This is a genomic window from Microbacterium sp. MTN4-26, from assembly GCF_042846595.1.
In the GTDB taxonomy this organism is placed as follows: domain Bacteria; phylum Actinomycetota; class Actinomycetes; order Actinomycetales; family Microbacteriaceae; genus Microbacterium; species Microbacterium luteum.
Window position 1 is genome coordinate 95,559 of the sequence record NZ_BTGO01000009.1, and the last position, 16,693, is coordinate 112,251.

20 protein-coding genes are annotated in these 16,693 nt (G+C 69.9%); 5 read left to right on the forward strand and 15 right to left on the reverse strand.

The features are described 5' to 3' along the window. Positions 1–24: 24 nt before the first annotated feature. From ACGG9C_RS09495 to ACGG9C_RS09510, 4 genes are read right to left on the reverse strand one after another with little or no spacing between them, the layout of a single operon-like run. On the reverse strand, positions 25–402 hold the full coding sequence (locus ACGG9C_RS09495) for a CrcB family protein (protein ID WP_194384330.1): 378 nt from the start codon (positions 400–402) through the stop codon (positions 25–27). Then, a complete protein-coding gene (locus ACGG9C_RS09500; protein WP_228480896.1) occupies positions 399–809 on the reverse strand; it encodes a CrcB family protein in 411 nt (136 codons plus the stop codon). The genes ACGG9C_RS09495 and ACGG9C_RS09500 overlap by 4 nt, the downstream gene beginning before the upstream one ends. A 22-nt stretch (positions 810–831) precedes the next feature. Then, a complete protein-coding gene (locus tag ACGG9C_RS09505; RefSeq protein ID WP_194384329.1) occupies positions 832–1,794 on the reverse strand; it encodes a DNA topoisomerase IB in 963 nt (320 codons plus the stop codon). A gap of 6 nt (positions 1,795–1,800) precedes the next feature. Next, a complete protein-coding gene (locus ACGG9C_RS09510; protein WP_194384328.1) occupies positions 1,801–2,067 on the reverse strand; it encodes an SAP domain-containing protein in 267 nt (88 codons plus the stop codon). A gap of 245 nt (positions 2,068–2,312) precedes the next feature. Between ACGG9C_RS09510 and ACGG9C_RS09515 the strand changes: the two genes are divergently transcribed. Further along, positions 2,313–2,477: a hypothetical protein gene (locus tag ACGG9C_RS09515; RefSeq protein WP_176759463.1), complete on the forward strand. Its 165-nt coding sequence runs from the start codon at positions 2,313–2,315 to the stop codon at positions 2,475–2,477. Between the two features lie 63 nt (positions 2,478–2,540). Here the strand turns inward: ACGG9C_RS09515 and ACGG9C_RS09520 are convergent, their stop codons facing one another. Further along, positions 2,541–3,326, reverse strand: a complete 786-nt coding sequence (locus ACGG9C_RS09520) for a MerR family transcriptional regulator (protein WP_194385392.1) — start codon at positions 3,324–3,326, stop codon at positions 2,541–2,543. A 278-nt stretch (positions 3,327–3,604) separates the two neighbouring features. On the opposite strand from ACGG9C_RS09520, the gene ACGG9C_RS09525 reads away from it, so the two are divergent. Together ACGG9C_RS09525 and ACGG9C_RS09530 are read left to right on the forward strand one after the other, a co-directional pair. Further along, positions 3,605–4,465, forward strand: a complete 861-nt coding sequence (locus tag ACGG9C_RS09525; protein WP_194384327.1) for a DUF4097 family beta strand repeat-containing protein — start codon at positions 3,605–3,607, stop codon at positions 4,463–4,465. Beyond that, entirely contained in the window at positions 4,465–5,067 is a 603-nt protein-coding gene (locus tag ACGG9C_RS09530) for a PadR family transcriptional regulator (protein WP_194384326.1), read from the forward strand. Before ACGG9C_RS09525 ends, ACGG9C_RS09530 begins: the two co-directional genes overlap by 1 nt. Positions 5,068–5,069: 2 nt before the next feature. On the opposite strand, the gene ACGG9C_RS09535 is transcribed toward ACGG9C_RS09530, so the two are convergent. Beyond that, positions 5,070–5,606, reverse strand: coding sequence for a universal stress protein (locus ACGG9C_RS09535; RefSeq protein ID WP_071045862.1), 537 nt, complete (start codon positions 5,604–5,606; stop codon positions 5,070–5,072). A 157-nt stretch (positions 5,607–5,763) separates the two neighbouring features. Between ACGG9C_RS09535 and ACGG9C_RS09540 the strand changes: the two genes are divergently transcribed. Then, positions 5,764–5,955 carry a DUF3073 domain-containing protein gene (locus ACGG9C_RS09540; RefSeq protein WP_071045863.1) on the forward strand — a complete coding sequence of 64 codons (192 nt, stop codon included), beginning with the start codon at positions 5,764–5,766 and terminating at the stop codon, positions 5,953–5,955. Positions 5,956–6,069: 114 nt separating this feature from the next. Here ACGG9C_RS09540 and purF read toward each other — a convergent pair whose 3' ends face one another. Both purF and purM read right to left on the reverse strand, forming a co-directional pair. Then, complete coding sequence (gene purF / locus ACGG9C_RS09545; protein ID WP_194384325.1) at positions 6,070–7,530, reverse strand: amidophosphoribosyltransferase; 1,461 nt, start codon at positions 7,528–7,530, stop codon at positions 6,070–6,072. A 5-nt stretch (positions 7,531–7,535) separates the two neighbouring features. Further along, complete coding sequence (purM, locus tag ACGG9C_RS09550) at positions 7,536–8,594, reverse strand: phosphoribosylformylglycinamidine cyclo-ligase (RefSeq protein ID WP_237673340.1); 1,059 nt, start codon at positions 8,592–8,594, stop codon at positions 7,536–7,538. Between the two features lie 138 nt (positions 8,595–8,732). Between purM and ACGG9C_RS09555 the strand changes: the two genes are divergently transcribed. Further along, positions 8,733–9,341, forward strand: coding sequence for a zinc-binding alcohol dehydrogenase (locus ACGG9C_RS09555; RefSeq protein WP_194384323.1), 609 nt, complete (start codon positions 8,733–8,735; stop codon positions 9,339–9,341). Between the two features lie 18 nt (positions 9,342–9,359). Here the strand turns inward: ACGG9C_RS09555 and ACGG9C_RS09560 are convergent, their stop codons facing one another. From ACGG9C_RS09560 to ACGG9C_RS09590, 7 genes are all read right to left on the reverse strand, one after another. After that, positions 9,360–9,791, reverse strand: a complete 432-nt coding sequence (locus ACGG9C_RS09560) for a hypothetical protein (protein WP_194384322.1) — start codon at positions 9,789–9,791, stop codon at positions 9,360–9,362. Between the two features lie 39 nt (positions 9,792–9,830). After that, entirely contained in the window at positions 9,831–10,130 is a 300-nt protein-coding gene (locus tag ACGG9C_RS09565) for a potassium transporter Trk (RefSeq protein ID WP_194384321.1), read from the reverse strand. A gap of 126 nt (positions 10,131–10,256) precedes the next feature. Continuing rightward, positions 10,257–12,599: an HtaA domain-containing protein gene (locus ACGG9C_RS09570; RefSeq protein ID WP_390178591.1), complete on the reverse strand. Its 2,343-nt coding sequence runs from the start codon at positions 12,597–12,599 to the stop codon at positions 10,257–10,259. A gap of 119 nt (positions 12,600–12,718) precedes the next feature. Further along, positions 12,719–13,501, reverse strand: coding sequence for a heme ABC transporter ATP-binding protein (locus ACGG9C_RS09575; protein WP_194384319.1), 783 nt, complete (start codon positions 13,499–13,501; stop codon positions 12,719–12,721). Continuing rightward, positions 13,498–14,571, reverse strand: coding sequence for an iron ABC transporter permease (locus ACGG9C_RS09580; RefSeq protein ID WP_194384318.1), 1,074 nt, complete (start codon positions 14,569–14,571; stop codon positions 13,498–13,500). The genes ACGG9C_RS09575 and ACGG9C_RS09580 overlap by 4 nt, the downstream gene beginning before the upstream one ends. Beyond that, positions 14,568–15,662, reverse strand: coding sequence for a hemin ABC transporter substrate-binding protein (locus ACGG9C_RS09585; protein ID WP_228480895.1), 1,095 nt, complete (start codon positions 15,660–15,662; stop codon positions 14,568–14,570). The genes ACGG9C_RS09580 and ACGG9C_RS09585 overlap by 4 nt, the downstream gene beginning before the upstream one ends. After that, on the reverse strand, positions 15,659–16,579 hold the full coding sequence (locus tag ACGG9C_RS09590; RefSeq protein ID WP_194384317.1) for an HtaA domain-containing protein: 921 nt from the start codon (positions 16,577–16,579) through the stop codon (positions 15,659–15,661). Before ACGG9C_RS09590 ends, ACGG9C_RS09585 begins: the two co-directional genes overlap by 4 nt. Positions 16,580–16,693 lie beyond the last annotated feature (114 nt).

Here is a 16,693-nt window from a genome sequence, read left to right on the forward strand (position 1 = left end):
GGGGTTATCCCCCGAAGCAGAACCTCACATCACCACGGCGCCGAGACCGATTCCGACCGCGGCGGCGGCCACGCACACCACCGCCGTGCCGGCGACGTTGAGCCAGGCGCGCCGCGCCTCGCCATCGCCGAACAGCAGCGCGGTGTCGACCGAGACGGTGCTGAAGGTGGTGAAGCCCCCGAGCAGCCCCGTCCCGAGGATCGTGGCCACGTCGCCCGGGAACACCTGGCCGGCGAGTGCGGTGACAAGACCGAGGACGAACGACCCGACGGCGTTGACGACGAAGATGCCGAGCGGGAATCTCGCGGGCGCGCGCGCCGTGACGAGCACATCCACGAGGTAGCGGAGGCCCGCGCCGGCCCCTCCGGTCGCGGCGACGATCAGGAACAGTCCGACGCTCATGCGGCGTTCCCCTGACGCGAGCGCCATCGGCGTGTGATCGCCACCCCGGCCATCGCGGCGACCAGGCCGAGCGTGACGGCGCCGGCCACCAGCAGCATCCCCCACAGTGGCGCGACCGCGAGGGTCTGCGCCCCGGCCACCGCGAAGGCACTGTACGTCGTGAACCCGCCGAGCGCGCCGGTGCCCGCGAAGGCCCGCCACAGCGGATGGCGGTCGCCGAGCGCGGCGACAGCGACGCCGAGGAGGAACGATCCGGCCACGTTCACCGCGACGGTTGCCACGACGAGCGGCGTCGTGGCCTGCCCGGCGAACGGGAGCAACGCCAGCTCCCGCAACGCCACGCCGAGGATTCCTCCCGCGACGACCGCGCCGAGCATGCGCGGGCGCACGAGCGGGGATCGGGTCACGCGCCCACGATAGTCCGGACCGTCAGCCGAGGATGAGCTTGCGGATCGCCGACTCGGGCCGCACCGACAGGTCGAGCAGGTCACCTCGGGCGTACCGGCGGAAGACCCGCGGATCGATGTACGAGGCGCGGGCGACGGCCGGGGTGTTCCCGAGCGCCTCGGAGGTGGCACGCACGGCGAGCGTTTCGGCGCGCTTGCGCTCACGCTCGGTGTCCACCGCTCCCATGCGGGCAAGGGCCTCGGCGGCGAGGATGGTGCCGCGGAGCGTTCGGAAGTCCTTCGCCGTGAACAGCCCGCCGGTGAGCGCCCGCACGTGCGCATTGACGTCGGTCGGACTGAGCGGGGCGCGTCGGCGACCCTTCCGGTAGGAGAGCAGGTGCGAACGCGCGCGACCGGCCGCGAGGTCGGCGATCACCGGCGCGAGGTCGGCGTCGTCGATCTGGATGTGCGCGCGCTGACCGCTCTTGGCCGGGAAGGACAGCGTGACCACCGTGCCGTCGACCTCGGCGTCGCGCCGCTGCAGGGTCGTCAGCCCTCGGCTGCCGTGGCGTTCGAGGTAGCGGGCGGAGCCGATGCGCGGGGCTCCCTCGTCGAGCAGCTTGAACGCCGCTCCGAGCACCTTCTCCCGATCGAGCGCGTCGCGTCGCAAGGCGGTCGTCGCCTGCCGTCGCGCGTGCGGAAGCGCGCCGGCCAGATCCAGCGCGCGGGCGAACTTGCGGCTGTCACGCCGCTCGCGCCACTTCGGGTGGTAGATGTACTGCCGTCGGCCGGCGTCATCGATGCCCACCGCCTGGATGTGCCCGCAGTCCTCGGTGCATACCCAGACCTCTTCCCACGCCGGCGGGATCACCAGCTGTTCGACGCGCCGACGATCCTCTGCCCCGATGTCGTCTCCGCTCGGGTCGACGTAGCGGAATCCGTTGCGCGAGCGCACGCGGGTGATCCCCGGGTCATCGGTCGGATGAACCCGGACCAGTCGCACCATCGACGGTCAGTGGTTGCGGAGCAGGGAGATCAGCTCCGCCTTGCGCTTGTCGGAGTAGCCGCTCAGTCCCAGTTCCTTGGCGCGCTTCTTCAGGTCGTCGACGGTCCAGTCCTCGTAGCTGCCCGACTCGCCGCCGCGACGGCCGACGGTGCTCTTGCCCTCGTTCGCCGCGGCGTTGGAGATGCGCGCGGCCTTCTCCTTCGACGCACCGTCTTTGCGCAGCTCTTCGTACATATCGGGGTTCTTCAGGTTCGACCCGCGTCCTTCGGGCATGACGACCTCCTCCGTTCGAATATCGAGACGCTACTGCCGAGCGCGTGGCTGTGAAGCGGGGTTGACACGAGGGCGAGCCGCGGACACGACAGCTCGCGACGCCGTCGCATGGGCCTACCACCGGATTTCTGACGCCGTCAACCCCCTGGGGCCGGCGCCGTTCCGGTGCCACTGTCGTCATTGTGCCCACGAGGCATCCGGCCGCCGCACCCCGCGCGCAGTCGACCACTGAAGAGGAGCCCTTCATGAACCTCGCACTGATCATCATCATCGTCGTCGCGATCGTGCTCGCGATCGTCGGCGGTCTGGGTGAAGCCCTCAGCTGGCTGCTGTGGGTGGCGCTGATCGTCGGCATCATCGCGCTCATCGCTCTGCTGTTCCGGGTGATCAGCGGAAGTCGGCGCCCCTGACTTCCGTCTCATGACACGGATGCCGCGGCCCCTCGGGGTCGCGGCATCCGTCGTTTCCGACCGCTAAGCGTGCGCACCGGGCAGGTGCGCGTCGGCGTAAGCGCGCAGCGCGTCGCGCACGAACTCAGCGCCTTCGGTGCCGCCGGCTGCCGTCGCGTAGTTCGCGCCGAAACGCGGGTCCGCGACGTACATGTCGGCGAGGCCGAGGACGTATCCCCTCACGTCGCCGCCCGGGTCGGCTGCCGGCGTGCCGGGGACGCTCCGCAGCCACGCGACGTGCCGGGCAGCGAGCGCCTGCGCCTCGTCCGAGCCGGGTGCGACGCCGCTCTCTGCGACGGCGACCCAGTCGCGCGCCAGCTGCGCGGTGCGCTCCTGCCACGTCGCCTTCTCGGCGGCATCCATTCCGCTCCACCAGGCATCGCTTCGCGCGTACGCGTCGCTGCCCCAGCGCTGCTCGACCTCGTCGCGGTGACGCGTGTGGTCGAAGCCGTCGAACATCTTCTCCGCCATGATCTGTTCACCTCCTTCCAGGGATGCGATGGTCGCCTCCACCGAGGCGATCTGCTGCGACGTGCGCTCCTGCTCGCGTCGCAGCCAGTCCAGGTGCACCCGCAGCGCCTCCACGGGGTCCGTGCGTCGTTCCAACACCTCGGCGATCCGGGACAGGCCGACTCCGAGCTCGCGGAGCAGCAGGATGCGCTGCAGACGCACGAGCGCGGCATCGTCGTAGTGCCGGTAGCCGTTGGAGCCGACGCGCGACGGCGCCAGCAATCCGATGTCGTCGTAGTGACGCAGGGTGCGGCTCGTCGTGCCGGTCAGGCGCGCGACCTCGTGAATCGACCATTCCATGCCCGTCCTTTCCACGCCACCGACGCTATGCGTTGACGCAACGTCAATGTCAACCCCGGCCCCGCCCAACCCGCCCGCCCACTCGCGGCCCGTTCACTCGCCCCTCCGCCCGCGCATCCGGCGATAAACGCGTTCGGGCGCGAGAAACACCGCAACGCGTGGTGTCTCGCGCCCGAAGGTGTGTCTCGGCGCGCAGAGCTCTTCCACATCGCGATATATCGTGTTATGTTCGATTCACGATACATCGCGAGTATGGGGCTCGCGAGAAGGAGACGGACATGGCTCTGGAGAAGTGGATCATCCACCCGGGTGAGACGCGCGTCATCGACATCGAAGACGTGCGCTCCCTCAAGATCGGCATGGTCGGCGGGCAGATCGACGTCATCGCCCACGACGAACCCGGCGCGCGCATCGAGGTGCACGGCGTCACCGTCAAAGACCTGCGCATCGAGGCGAACGACGATGCGGTCGAGATCGACCACCCGCAGTTGCGCTGGGACAACTTCCTCGAGGTGTTCCGCAACTTCGGCGCGGGCGGCCCGAAGGCCGAGATCAGCGTCGTGGTGCCGCGCGCCGTCGCGGTGAACCTCGGCGTCGTCAACGCGAGCGCCCTGGTCTCAGGCGTCCATGGCGACACCCGCCTGAACACCGTCTCCGGCGACATCATCGGCGACGGCCTCGAGGGCGACATCGCCGTCAACGCCGTCTCGGGCGACGTGCAGATCCGCGAACTGGTGGGGACACTCGGCGCGAACAGCGTCTCGGGCGACATCGCCGCGACCGGAGAGATCCGCAAGACGTCGATCGATACGGTCTCGGGCGCGATGGTCGTCGACTCGACCGGTCCCACGCACACCATCGGACTCAACACCGTGAGCGGCAACGCGACCGTGCGCCTGGATCGGTCGCTGCCGGTGAACGTGGTCGCGCGCAGCGTGAGCGGACGCGTGCAGGTCGACGGCGTCGTCCGCTCCGGCTCGGGGCCGACCAACTACTCGGGGTCCACCGGCGAGCTCAGCGGCATGTTCGCCGACATCCGCACCAATTCCGTCTCCGGCGACCTCACGATCCTGCGCCGAGACGGGGCCACCGACGCCGGCGCCGCAACGGCCGATTCCGACGCGGAAGGAGCCTGGTGATGCCCCCCGTCTTCTCGCACGGCGACCTGCGCCTCTACCTGCTGAACCTGCTCGACGACGGTCCGCGCCACGGCTACGACATCATCCAGGCGCTCTCGGACCGCACCGGCGGCACCTACACGCCCAGTGCCGGAACGATCTATCCGCGGTTGGCCAAGCTCGAGGAGGAGGGGATGGTCACGAAGTCCGTCGACGGCCGCAAGACGATCTACGAGATCACCGAGAGCGGCCGCGCCGAGGTGGCGGCTCGACGCGATGACCTCGCGGGCATCGAGGCGGGCCTTGCCGACTCGGTGCGCCTCATCGCGGATGAGGTGCGCGGCAGCGTGCGCGACGCGATGCGGAGCCTGCGGGCCGATCTGGCGGCCGCGACCGCCGAGCAGCGCGCCGAAACCACCGCGCCTTCGGAGGACGCTCGCACTCGCAGCCGCGAGCAGCTCCAGCGGGCGGATGCCGCCGTCAACGAGTTCCGCGGTCGTGTGCGCGCGGACCTGCGCACGCATGTCGCCCGCGGCGGGGAACTGAGCGCGTCACTCGTCGACGTCATCGTGGACGACCTCGACCGCATCGCGCGGGAGCTCACCCGCACTCTCGCGGACTGAGTTCAGGCGGGCCAGATCTCCTCGTCGTCGGCGACGGGCTCACCGAGCGGCACCACCAGCACGGGACGGTGCTGCCGGTGGGCCAGTCGCGCGGCGACCGATCCGGTGAAGAATTCCCGGATGGACTCGCCGATACCGCGCTTGCGCGTGCCGACGACCAGGAGCTTCGCGTCGACCTGCTCCGCGAGGTGCTTGATCGCCAGCGCGGGATCGCCGACCAGCTGCCGCACGCTCCAGTCGAGGTCGTGGCCGTCGAGCACCTCGGCGGCCATCCGGCTCACCTCGGCCAGGTCGGTCTCGCCGGCGGCGATGTTGATGTCGATCGGGGCCGTGTGCACGTACCCATCGGGATCCTCGTACGTGACGAAACGGGTCACGTCCACGTGCACGACGAGCAGGTGGACGCCCAGGAGCGACGCGTAGCGCCCGGCCTCCTTGAGAACCCGGTCGGGAAGTTCCGGGATCATGCCGACGATCACCGCACCGTGAAGCCCCGCGGGGATCTGGGTGTCGCGCGTGTCGGATGCCTCTTCGGCCATATGTCGCTGGTCCTCCTCTGCCGCCGGCACCGCCGCGGCCGGGGGCGCCGTGATATTCTGAATGCTACTCTTCCCGGTTCGAATCCGGATTTCGAAATGCCCGGGCTGTGGCAGCGAAGAGCACATGGCCCGCAACTCAGATATGAGGGGGTCAGGCATGGGGCGTGGCCGTCAGAAGGCGAAGCACACCAAGATCGCTCGCGAGCTGAAGTCGTTCAGTCCGAGCGTCAACTATGCTGCGCTCGAGCGCGAGCTCGGAACGCACACCGACGAGGACGCCTACGTCGACAAGTGGGCCGACCAGTACGAAGACGAAGACGAGGAAGAGGAATCGCTCGAGCGAGCGTGAGCCCTTCCCTCCGAGTCTGACGCGAAACCGGCGCGTGCCCTGCGGCATCGCGCCGTTTCGCGTGCGCGGCGCATGCGGCGGTCGAGCTCGACGCGCCGGACGCGCGGGCGCGGATCAGCTCTCCTGCGAGCCCTCGACCCAGGCGAGATATTCCTCGCTCACCGTGCCGGTGACGTAGCGTCCGTCGAAGCAGCTCAGGTCGAGGTCGCCGATGTCGGACCCCTCGAGGATGGCCGCCTTCAGGTCGTCGACCTCCTGGTAGACCATGTAGTCCGCGCCGAGCTCCTGGGCGATCTCGGGAATCGTGCGTCCGTGGGCGACCAGCTCGTGACGCGACGGCATGTTGATGCCGTACACGTGCGGGAAGCGCACGGGCGGAGCCGCGGAGGCGAAGGTGACCGTCTTGGCGCCGGCATCCCGGGCCATCTGAATGATCTCCTTGCTGGTCGTACCGCGCACGACGGAGTCGTCGATGAGCAGCACGTTCTTGCCCTTGAACTCGCTGGACATGGCGTTGAGCTTCTGGCGGACGCTCTTCTTGCGCACGGCCTGCCCGGGCATGATGAACGTGCGGCCGACATAGCGGTTCTTGTAGAAGCCCTCGCGGTACTCGATGCCGAGCTTTCGTGCCACCTGCATCGCCGCGGGGCGCGAGGAGTCGGGGATCGGCATGACGACGTCGATCGCCTCGCGGGGCGTGTGCCGGGCGATCGTGTCGGCGAGGCGGTCGCCCATGCGCAGCCGCGCCTCGTAGACCGAGATGCCGTTCATCACCGAGTCGGGGCGCGCGAGGTAGACGTACTCGAACGAGCAGGGCTTCAGCTGCGTCTCGGTCGCGCACTGACGGGTGTGGAGGTTGCCGTCGAGGTCGACGAAGACCGCCTCGCCGGGCATCACGTCGCGCACGATCTCGAACTCGCCGTTCTCCAGCACGAGCGACTCGCTCGTGACGACCCATTCGTAGGACCCGTCGGGAGCCTTGCGGGTGCCGAGGATGAGCGGTCGGATACCGAACGGGTCACGGAAGGCGAGGAGCCCGTAGCCGGCGATCAGCGAAATCGCCGCGTAGGACCCCTCCACCCGCTCGTGCACGCGCGAGACGGCCTGGAACACCTGCTCGGGGTCGAGCTCGAGACCCGAGATCGAGGACTGCAGCTCGTTGGCGAGCACGTTCACGAGCAGTTCGGTGTCGCTCGTGGTGTTCAGGTGACGCCGATCCTTGCGGAAGAGCTCCTGGGTGAGTTCGCGCGTGTTCGTCAGGTTGCCGTTGTGCACGAGCACGATGCCGTAGGGCGCGTTGACGTAGAAGGGCTGCGCCTCCTCCTCATTGCCGGCGGTGCCCTTCGTGGCATATCGGACGTGACCGAGGCCGAGGTTGCCCATGAGGGCTCGCATGTCGCGGGTGCGGAACGCCTCGCGCACCTGCCCCTTCGCCTTGTGCACGTGGAACGTGCCGGAGGGTTCGGCCGTCGCCATCCCCGTGGAGTCCTGACCGCGATGCTGCAGGAGGAGGAGGGAGTCGTAGATCTCCTGGTTGACGGGCCCACGGCCCACCATGCCGACGATTCCGCACATGCGTGTTACGCGTCTCCGTTCGTGAAGACGGCGTCGCCGAAGGCGCCGACCAGGCGCACGGCACCGCCGTCGACGCCCTTGGCGCCCTGCTCGTAGTCGCCCTCGGGGCGCTCGCCGTCTTCGACGACGCCGATCTGCCACGTGGCGATCCCGGAACGGGTGAGGGCGGATGCCGTCTGCTCGGCGCGGTCGGCCGCGACCACGGCGACGACCCCGACGCCGAGGTTCCACGTTCCCTCGGTGGCGGCGAGGTCGAGGTCGCCGAGGTCGGCGAGCACCTGGAAGACCGCCGGCGGTGCCCAGGTCGAGCGGTCGATGTCGACCCACGTGCCCTGCGGCAGCACGCGTGCGACGTTGGCGGCGATCCCGCCGCCGGTGACGTGGCTCAGAGCATGCACGGCGTCGCCGGTCTCGGCGATGGCGTCGAGGAGCGGCCGCGTGTACAGCCGCGTCGGCTCCAGCAGCACGTCGCCCCAGGTGGCGTCTCCGAAGTCGGCGGCGCGGTCGCCGTACTGCAGGCCCGCTCCGGAGACGATGTGCCGCACGAGGCTGTATCCGTTGGAGTGCAGGCCGCTCGAGGCGAGCGCGAGCACGACGTCGCCGGGGCGCACGCGCTCTGCGCCGAGCACCGCATCCGCTTCGACGACGCCGGTGGCCGCTCCCGCGACGTCGTAGTCGGCGGGGCCGAGCAGCCCCGGGTGTTCCGCGGTCTCGCCGCCGACCAGAGCGGTGCCGGTCTCGGAGCAGCCGTGCGCGATGCCCGCGACGATGTCGGCGATGCGCTCGGGCACGACCTTGCCGCACGCGATGTAGTCGGTCATGAAGAGCGGTTTCGCGCCCACCACGACGATGTCGTCGACGACCATGCCGACGAGGTCGATGCCGATCGTGTCGTGCTTGTCGATCGCCTGCGCGATCGCGACCTTCGTGCCGACGCCGTCGGTGCTCGTCGCCAGCAGCGGGCGACGGTACTCGCGGATCGCGGAGGCGTCGAACAGCCCCGCGAATCCGCCGACACCGCCGAGCACCTCGGGACCGTGGGTGCGTCGGACGGCGGACTTCATCAGCTCTACCGCGAGGTCACCGGCTGCGGTGTCGACACCGGCTTGGGCGTAGGGGTTCGCGGCGGCTTCGCTCGAGGGAGAGGCCACGGGGACAGCCTACCCCGATGCCGGCGACCCGCCCGGCCCTACAATGGCCGCATGAACGCCGGGGGGCCGGACTGGAGGGTTCGCGAAGACGCGAGCCGGCCGGTGCTGCTCGCGCTCTACCTGCGCCAGGCGCTCGGCATCCGCTCGCCCGATGAGCTCCCCGCGCTGCGGGGCGTGCCGAGCGTCGTTCCGCCGATGCCGGATGAGCGCCATCTGCGCCTCGAACGCGAGTGGCGGGAGTACTGGGCGATGACGGTCGAGCCGCAGGCGCATCCCTCGACCGTTCCGCTGGATCTCGTCGAAGACTTCGAGACCCTCCTGGCGCTGCCGGTCGAAGGCAGCGACGTGCTGCGACGCGCGGTGGTCCCGCACGCGGAGGCGGCGCTGGCGTATTCGCAATCCGCGGCCGAGCGGTACCGCCATGCGTCGGCCAGCGGCACGCACTCCGCCTACCGCGCCTACGCCAGCGCGATCGCCGAGCACGAGAGGCAGGTGGGACGGCGTGCGCATTCCTTCGAATTGAACGTGCAGGTGCTCCCGCTCACGCAGCGCGGCGTGTGGTGGATCGGATCGCTCACGATCGCGGTGACCGATGGACTGCGGGGGGATGTCGCCGCGTTCGACGCGGCCATCCATCCGATCATCGCCGAGCTGGCCTGAACCGGTCCGCCCCTCAGGTCACCGCCGATCGGGATCGATCTCGTCGGCGTCGCGGACCCACTGCGGGATCTCATCCGTCATCGGCGAGACGAGGTCGTCGGTCAGCGTCGTGGCGTGCTCGGCCACGCCCGAACGGCCGCGGGGGGAGGTGAATCGGTCGAGCACGATGACGACCAGGCCCGCCAGGAGAAGACCGGCGCCGATCGAGAGGATCGCCATGACCCCGAAGACGCGCATGACACCGGACAGGCCCGTGGACATCGGGCCGTCGGGGTCGGCCACCGACGTCATGGTCAGAAAGACAGCGACGAGGAGACCGGCGACAAGGCCCGTTCCCATGATCCGGCCGACTCTCGGGGCGCGCCGGACCCGCACCGAATCCCACTCCTCATGGACGACGTGTTCGTGTCCGTCGTCTTCGGGGGTGAGGCCGAGCCTCGCGCGGCTCATGCCCCCATTCTCGCCCCGCGCCGACGCCGGGACAATCCCCTATTCGTCGTCGTGGTCGACCGTGTGATCGACGCGCACCGACCGGGTGCGGCGTCCGACCGTGCGGTCCAGGATGAGCGCGAGGCCTCCCGTCACGGCGAGACCGACGGGAATGCAGATCAGCAGGAGGAAGCCGAAGACCTGCCCCTGGTCGTAGACGAGCCCGGTGTTCGGGCTCTCGTCGAACGTTCCGCTGAACGAGAAGGTGAGGATCATCGCGGCGAGGATGCCGAGGGCCGCGCCGAGGGCGAGGAACACGCCGTACTTGGGCGCGCGGCGCACGGTGAGCTTCTCGTCCATGCCTCCATCATCCCACTCGAGGCTGTGCCCCTCACCAACGACGAGGATCCCTCCGCCGAGTGCGGACACTCGACGGAGGGATGTGTCACGGCGCGCCGCGGAACCCGGGGCGACGCGCCGTGAGTCTCATCGCACGGATGCGGCCGTGCGGCGGCGGGCGACCACCAGAGCGGCGCCGGCGATCAGCATTCCGAGGGCCGCCCACGCGAGACCGCCCTGCTGCTCGCCACCCGTGGCAGCGAGGCTTCCATCGGTGGTCGAGTCGCACTCGACCTCCGCCCCCAGCGGGAAGGCGAACGACACCGGGTCGAGCGCCGTGCCCGCCTCGTAGAAGCCGGCGAAGGCCTCTGCGCCGGCGGCCGTGAGGGTGGCGGCGGCGCCCGTCCAGCTGACCTGGGACCCGGACTCCGCTGCCGCCGGCAACGACAGCGAAGCGAAGACCACGCCCGATGCGTTCACGTCAGAGCTGCCGTTGTAGCCCGCCGACTGCACGTCGACGATCAACGACGCGGAGGTCGCACTGTGCACCTGGATGCGCGGGCTGGAGATCGTCAGGTCCAGAAGTCCGTCGTGGCCGGTGAAGGTGGCCGATCCGCCGTACGAGACGAGTCCGCGGTCGGTCTCGGTGCTGTAGGCGCCCGATCCCGCTCCCCACCCGATCGAGTACGAGCCGTTCGCGATCGGACCGTCGATGTAGGACCGGAAGCTCTCCTTCACGCTCCACTGCAGGGTCGCTCCGGAGACGTCGCGCGCCACGCAGGCATCGGCTGTGTCGGCGGCGACCGGGTCCGCGTCGACCGTCGGCAGCTGGGCGGCCGATTCGACCACGAAGGGAGCCGAGACGATCACCTCTCCCGCCGCGGAGAGTTCGATGCGGTGCTCGCCGACCGGGAAGTCCGCAGGCACGGTCCACGCGAACGAGGCACGGCCGGAGTCGGTCACCGTCTGCGACCCGATCACGACCGGGTCGGAGAACGCGGTCGCGGTGACCGTGCTCCCGGCCTCGAGCCCGCCCGCCGTGATGGTCAGCTCCTCGCCCTGGCGGACGGTCGAGCCGCCCTGGAAGGCGATGTACGGCTCCGTCGGCTCGGCGACGGTCACGGCCGCGAAGGCATCCATCGACCGGTCGGTCTGCGAGAGGCCGTGCGCCGCGCTCGTCGCCACCTGGTAGTCCACCCCGGTCTCCATCGATCCCGCAGGAACGGTCACCGTCGTCGTGAAGGCACCGTCGACGATCTGAGCGGGCATGACCCATCCCTGGGTGATCCACCCATCGCTCGGCAGCGGCGTCTCGCCTGACCACACGGCGGTCTCGCCGAAGAGCACGTAGACGCCGTTGACGGCGCCCGCACCCTCGTACCCCTCGCCGCTCACCGTGAGGATGTTCTCCACGGCCGGGTCGAGATCCGCATCCGGAGCGACCGTCAGCGTCGGTCCGACCGGCTCGGGCTCGGGCTCGGGCTCGGCGAAGGCGATGTCGACGGCGAGCTCGTTGACTGCCTGAACGACACCACCGGCACCGACGGTGAAGACGGCCAGGCGCCCACCCGGGATCTCCTCCTCCGCGAGAGCCTCCTGGTCGATCGTGACCTCCCACACGAAATCGGCGGTGCCGTCTCCGTTATCGGTCCACTTCACATACGGCGCTACCTCGTTGGCACCCTGCACCCACACCGAGTACGCGTTCGAACGGTCGGACGAAGCCGCACCCTCCGACGGACGCCACGTGTCAGCAAGCCAACCGACCTGCGCATACACACCGGCGGGCTGACCAGCGGAAGGTCCGTAGATCGCCAGCGCCTCCGTGCTGTACCCCTCACCCGTGACGGTGATCGTCGCACCCTCCGGATCCAGATCCGTCACCTGCGACACACTCAGCGTCGGCACAACCGGCTTCGGCTCCGGCGTCGGAGAGGTCGTCGGAGTGGGCTCCGGCGTCGGGTCGACCGTGGGCTCCGGCGTCGGGTCGACGGTCGGCTCCGGCTCTGGCTCCGTCGTCGGCTCGGGTTCGGGATCCACGGTCGGCTCCGGCTCAGGCGCCGCGGCGTACGCGACGGGCGTCGTCGACGCCTGCGTCGGGTCCTGGACACCGTGCGCCGCGCGCGTGACGACCGCGTACGACACACCCTCGGCGAAGGCGGGAACGGGCACCTCGACGGCGAAGGAGCCGTCGGCGTTCATCGGAGCCGTGGCACCCAACCCGGGGATCTCTCCCGTGGTGTTCGTGTCGTCGATCCAGACGGTGTAGGTGTCTTCAGCCGCTCCGACGACGCGCAGACCCAGGTAGATGCCGAACCCCGACGGATCGAATCCTGAACCGCTCACCGTCACCGTGCCGCCCTCTCGGGGAGCCTCGGGAACGGAGACACCGACCGCGGCGTGCGCGGGAAGGGCGACGCCGACGATGGAGGCGGAGGCGATGAGGGCGGCGATGAGAACGCTCGCCAGAGCGCGCCAACGTGCACGCACAGCAATATCCACGGGTACTCCTCGGGAAGGAAGGAAACGAGAATGCGCTCCATTGCGCGTCAAAGTTTGAGGTTAGGCAAACCTTGCTGAGGTTAACCTAACCTACTCTCAGGCGTTTGTCAGCCGACCGTTCGCCGCGGCAGGATGAGCGGCCGCCCCGTATCGTGGTCGGCCGCTACGCGCACCGGCGTACCGTAGATCTCCTCGACCCGATCCCCCGTCAGCACCGTCTGCGGAGATCCGTGCGCCACCACCGATCCACGGTCGACCATCGCGACATCGTCCGCGTAGGCGGCCGCGAGGGAGAGATCGTGCAGCACGACCACGACGGCCCGGCCATCCCGGGCGAGATCCCGCGCGGTGCTGAGCACGTCCTCCTGATGCCTCAGATCCAGAGCGGCAGTCGGCTCATCGAGCATCACCACGGCCGTGTCCTGCGCAAGCACGCGTGCCAGCGAGACGCGAGCTCGTTCGCCCCCGGACAGCGAGGGCACTTCGCGGTCGAGCAGATGGCCGACGTCAGCACGATGGATCGCCCGGCTCATCACGTCGACGTCGAGGTCGGCGCGATCCGTGCCGATCCAGGGAGAGCGGCCCATCTCGATCACCTCGCGGGCCGTGAACGCGAAGGCCACCTGATTCTCCTGCGGCAGAACCGCACGCCGGCGGGAGAGCTCGCGCGGAGACAGGGCGCGCATCGGCGCGCCATCCATCAGCACCTCGCCAGGGGCGGGATGCGCGTCACCGGTGAGCACACGCAGGAGCGACGACTTGCCCGCGCCGTTGGGCCCGACGAGCGCGAGAAGGCGCCCGTACGCGACCTCGATGGACACGTCGTCGAGGATGGTCGTCGACCCGACGCGATACGTGACGTGCCGCGCGGCGATCGCCGCGGCGGTCATGCCCATCCTCCAGCGCGGCGCCGGTTGCGGCGGATGAGCCAGAAGAAGAAGGGGCCGCCGATGAGCGAGGTGAGAACGCCGATCGGCAGGTCGGCCGCGGGCACGATGGTGCGGGCGAGGAGGTCGGCGTAGACGAGCATCGTCGCGCCTCCGATCAACGACACCGGAAGCAGGACCCGGTTCGAGGGACCCAGGAGCATGCGGGCGACATGCGGCACGACGAGGCCGACGAACGCGATGATGCCAACGAACGCGACCGCGACACCGGTGAGGAGAGCCACCAGCACGATCGAGACCAGACGCAGCCTCTCGATCTTCACGCCGAGGTGCGCCGCGGTGCGATCGCCGAGCGCGAGAAGGTCGTACCGCCGCGCGAGGCCGATCGTGGCGGCCGCGGCCGCCGTGCCCACGACGACCGTGATCGCCACCTCCGACCACCGGGTGCCGTTCATCGATCCGAGCTGCCAGAAGATGATCTGCTCCCGCGAGGCGGTGTCGCCGACGAACATGAGCAGAGCCAGCGCCGCTCCCGCGAACGCGTTCACGGCGATTCCGGTGAGCAGCAGGGTGACGGCCTCGGTGCGCCCCTGCGAGCGCGCCGCGGCATAGACGACGAGCGTGGCCGCGAGTCCGCCGGCGAACGCGAAGAGCGCGCTGCCCCAGGAGCCGAAGGCCGTCGCGCCGATCGTGATGGCGATCGCCGCACCGACGGCGGCGCCCGAGGAGACACCGACGACGCCGGGCTCGGCCAGCGGATTGGCGAAGATCGCCTGCATCACGGCCCCGGCAACGGCGAGGAGCGCGCCGACCGCGACCGACATCACCACGCGAGGGAGCCGGATCTGCCAGAGCGTCTGCTCGATGAGCGGGTCCACCGGCGCCCAGGCGTTGTCGATCCCGGCGGCGCGCAACAGCGATCCGACCACCTCCGGGGGGCCGATCGGCAGCTGCCCGATGCCGGCCGAAAGCACGATGCCGATGACCAGCAGCAGCAGTCCTGATCCGATGACGACGCTCCGACGCACACGACGCGCGGTAGCGGCCGGAGTGGTCGCCGCGGGAGCGGTCACCGCTCGTCCGGGGCGTAGATCGCCCGGGCGAGCGCAGCGAGCACGTCGGCCGATCGCGGCCCGAAGGAGAGGATCTGCCCGTCGGCCATGTCCACGAAGCGGCGGTGCTCGCCGGCTGAGGTGAGGGCGATGGCCGGCTTGTCGGCGAGCAGTCCATCCACACCGCCCACGGATTCGATGCCACCGGTCATGACGAGGATGAGGTCAGGATCGGCGGCGACCATGGCCTCGTCCGTGAGCGGTTGCATCCCCCGCCACCCGAGTTCTCCGGCCACATCCACGCCCCCGAGGCCTTCGATCAGGGTGTCGGCCCCGGATTCTTCGCCGAACAGGTAGTAGACCCCGGCCGTGCCCCGCAGGTAGAGGAACACCATGCGCAGCCGATCATCCGGATCGGAAGGCGCGAGACGTGCGATCTGGGCGGACACCTCGGCGAGCTCGGCGTCGATCCGATCGGCCAGGAGCTCTCCGGCTTCGGGGGCACCGAACACCGCAGCGACGTCGCGCGCGAGCTCGGCGGCCCCGTCGAGGGAGGCGGACTCCTCGACGAAGACGACCGTGATGCCGACGTCACGAAGCTGCTCGACCACATCCCGTGGCCCGATGCTCCCGTCGGTGAGGACCAGTGTGGGCGCCAGGGCGATGACCGCCTCGGCATTGACGCTGTGGCCGTCGGTGGTGATGACGGGCAGATCCACGGCGCCTGGGAAGGTCGTCGACACGTCGCGGCCGACGAGCGTCTCACCGAAGCCGAGGCCCCACACGGTGGCGGCGAGCGACCCCGAGAGATCCATCGCGACCACGCGCGACGTGTCGGAGACGACGACGTCGGTGTCGCCGCCGAGGTCGTGCGAGACGACCTCGGCCGGCAGCTCCTGCGACGGGGATTCGACCACCGGCACAATCTCCGCCTCGTCGATGACCGCCGTGGACTCCCCCGTCCACGCGCGCGGATCCGCCAGCGGCACGACGTCGCTCAACGGCACCTGGGCGGAGGCCGTCACGGTCTCGTCCGCAGCGGAAGGCGCGGTTGCGCATCCCGTGACGATCAGAAGGACGCCCAAGAGCATGACCGTCGCGCGTCGTCTCACGGGGCCACCTCGGAATCGCCTCCGCGACGACGGCGGCGCGGCACGACGACGGCAGCCGTCGCCGCCGCCGCGATCACCGCGCCGATGCCGGTCCACACGAGCCACGAGGCGTTGTCGGCGGTCGCCGCCGGCGGATCGACGTCGACTGCGGCGGCGTCAACGGTCGACGTGCTGGGCTCGGGGGTCGGAGAGGCGGCGGCCGGGCACTCGGCGACGATGGTGAAGCTCAGCGGATCGAAGGCGGTACCCGGCTCGTAGCTGCCGAACGCGGCGAACCCGTCTTCGGTGATCGCTGTCGGAGCATCCTCGACCGCGAGGGTGACGCTGTCGCCGTCGGTGGTCACGGTCATCCCCCCGAGGTCGACCTCGACGAAGCCGACCTCGGTCAGCGTCTCAGCGGTGGCGTCTCCGGCCATCGCATCTTCCATCGAGACGCCGGTGATGTCGACGACGATCTGCGCCGTGGCGGCGTCGACGATGACGAGCGAAGGGTTCTCGACCGTCGTGTCGAGAAGCCCGTCGTGGCCGGTGAAGTGGATGCCGCCGTCGACCGGGACCGTCCCGGCAGAACCGTCGGAGGAGACCTCACCCGCCGATGACGCGAAGAGGAACTCCGGCGTGGCGTAGGACACGTCCCCCGAGGTCTCCCATTCACCGTGCGCGATCGATCCCGAGATGTAGGACCGGAAGGACTCCTTGAACCCCCATGACGCGTGGGCCTCGACGACCTGACAGGTGGTCGCCTCCGGGGTCGGCGTCGTCGCCGCGGTCGCGGCGGGCGCCGCGGCGACCGCGGTGAGAGCGCCAACGGATGTCGCGAGGGCGGAAGCCAGGACGACACGGACCCGGCGGGCGGGGCCGGCGGCGTGCGCGGGTCCGATGGGGCGGGGAGAGGGGGTCGAACGGGCAGAGCGCACGCGGACTCCTGACATGCACGAGGCGAAAAATCGCCTACTTAGGGTGGGCTAACCTAATCTATCCCACCCGCCGCGCCGGCGCATTCCCGCACCCGCCCGGGCATCGCACAGTCC

Coding starts and splice junctions, on each gene's coding strand:
- ACGG9C_RS09530 (WP_194384326.1), top strand. CDS start 4,465: ATGCCCCCCGTCTTCTCGCACGGCGACCTGCGCCTCTACCTGCTGAAC.
- ACGG9C_RS09575 (WP_194384319.1), bottom strand. CDS start 13,501: ATGACCGCCGCGGCGATCGCCGCGCGGCACGTCACGTATCGCGTCGGG.
- purM (WP_237673340.1), bottom strand. CDS start 8,594: ATGAAGTCCGCCGTCCGACGCACCCACGGTCCCGAGGTGCTCGGCGGT.
- ACGG9C_RS09565 (WP_194384321.1), bottom strand. CDS start 10,130: ATGGACGAGAAGCTCACCGTGCGCCGCGCGCCCAAGTACGGCGTGTTC.
- ACGG9C_RS09520 (WP_194385392.1), bottom strand. CDS start 3,326: ATGGAATGGTCGATTCACGAGGTCGCGCGCCTGACCGGCACGACGAGC.
- ACGG9C_RS09505 (WP_194384329.1), bottom strand. CDS start 1,794: ATGGTGCGACTGGTCCGGGTTCATCCGACCGATGACCCGGGGATCACC.
- purF (WP_194384325.1), bottom strand. CDS start 7,530: ATGTGCGGAATCGTCGGCATGGTGGGCCGTGGGCCCGTCAACCAGGAG.
- ACGG9C_RS09515 (WP_176759463.1), top strand. CDS start 2,313: ATGAACCTCGCACTGATCATCATCATCGTCGTCGCGATCGTGCTCGCG.
- ACGG9C_RS09535 (WP_071045862.1), bottom strand. CDS start 5,606: ATGGCCGAAGAGGCATCCGACACGCGCGACACCCAGATCCCCGCGGGG.
- ACGG9C_RS09555 (WP_194384323.1), top strand. CDS start 8,733: ATGAACGCCGGGGGGCCGGACTGGAGGGTTCGCGAAGACGCGAGCCGG.
- ACGG9C_RS09495 (WP_194384330.1), bottom strand. CDS start 402: ATGAGCGTCGGACTGTTCCTGATCGTCGCCGCGACCGGAGGGGCCGGC.
- ACGG9C_RS09510 (WP_194384328.1), bottom strand. CDS start 2,067: ATGCCCGAAGGACGCGGGTCGAACCTGAAGAACCCCGATATGTACGAA.
- ACGG9C_RS09525 (WP_194384327.1), top strand. CDS start 3,605: ATGGCTCTGGAGAAGTGGATCATCCACCCGGGTGAGACGCGCGTCATC.
- ACGG9C_RS09560 (WP_194384322.1), bottom strand. CDS start 9,791: ATGAGCCGCGCGAGGCTCGGCCTCACCCCCGAAGACGACGGACACGAA.
- ACGG9C_RS09540 (WP_071045863.1), top strand. CDS start 5,764: ATGGGGCGTGGCCGTCAGAAGGCGAAGCACACCAAGATCGCTCGCGAG.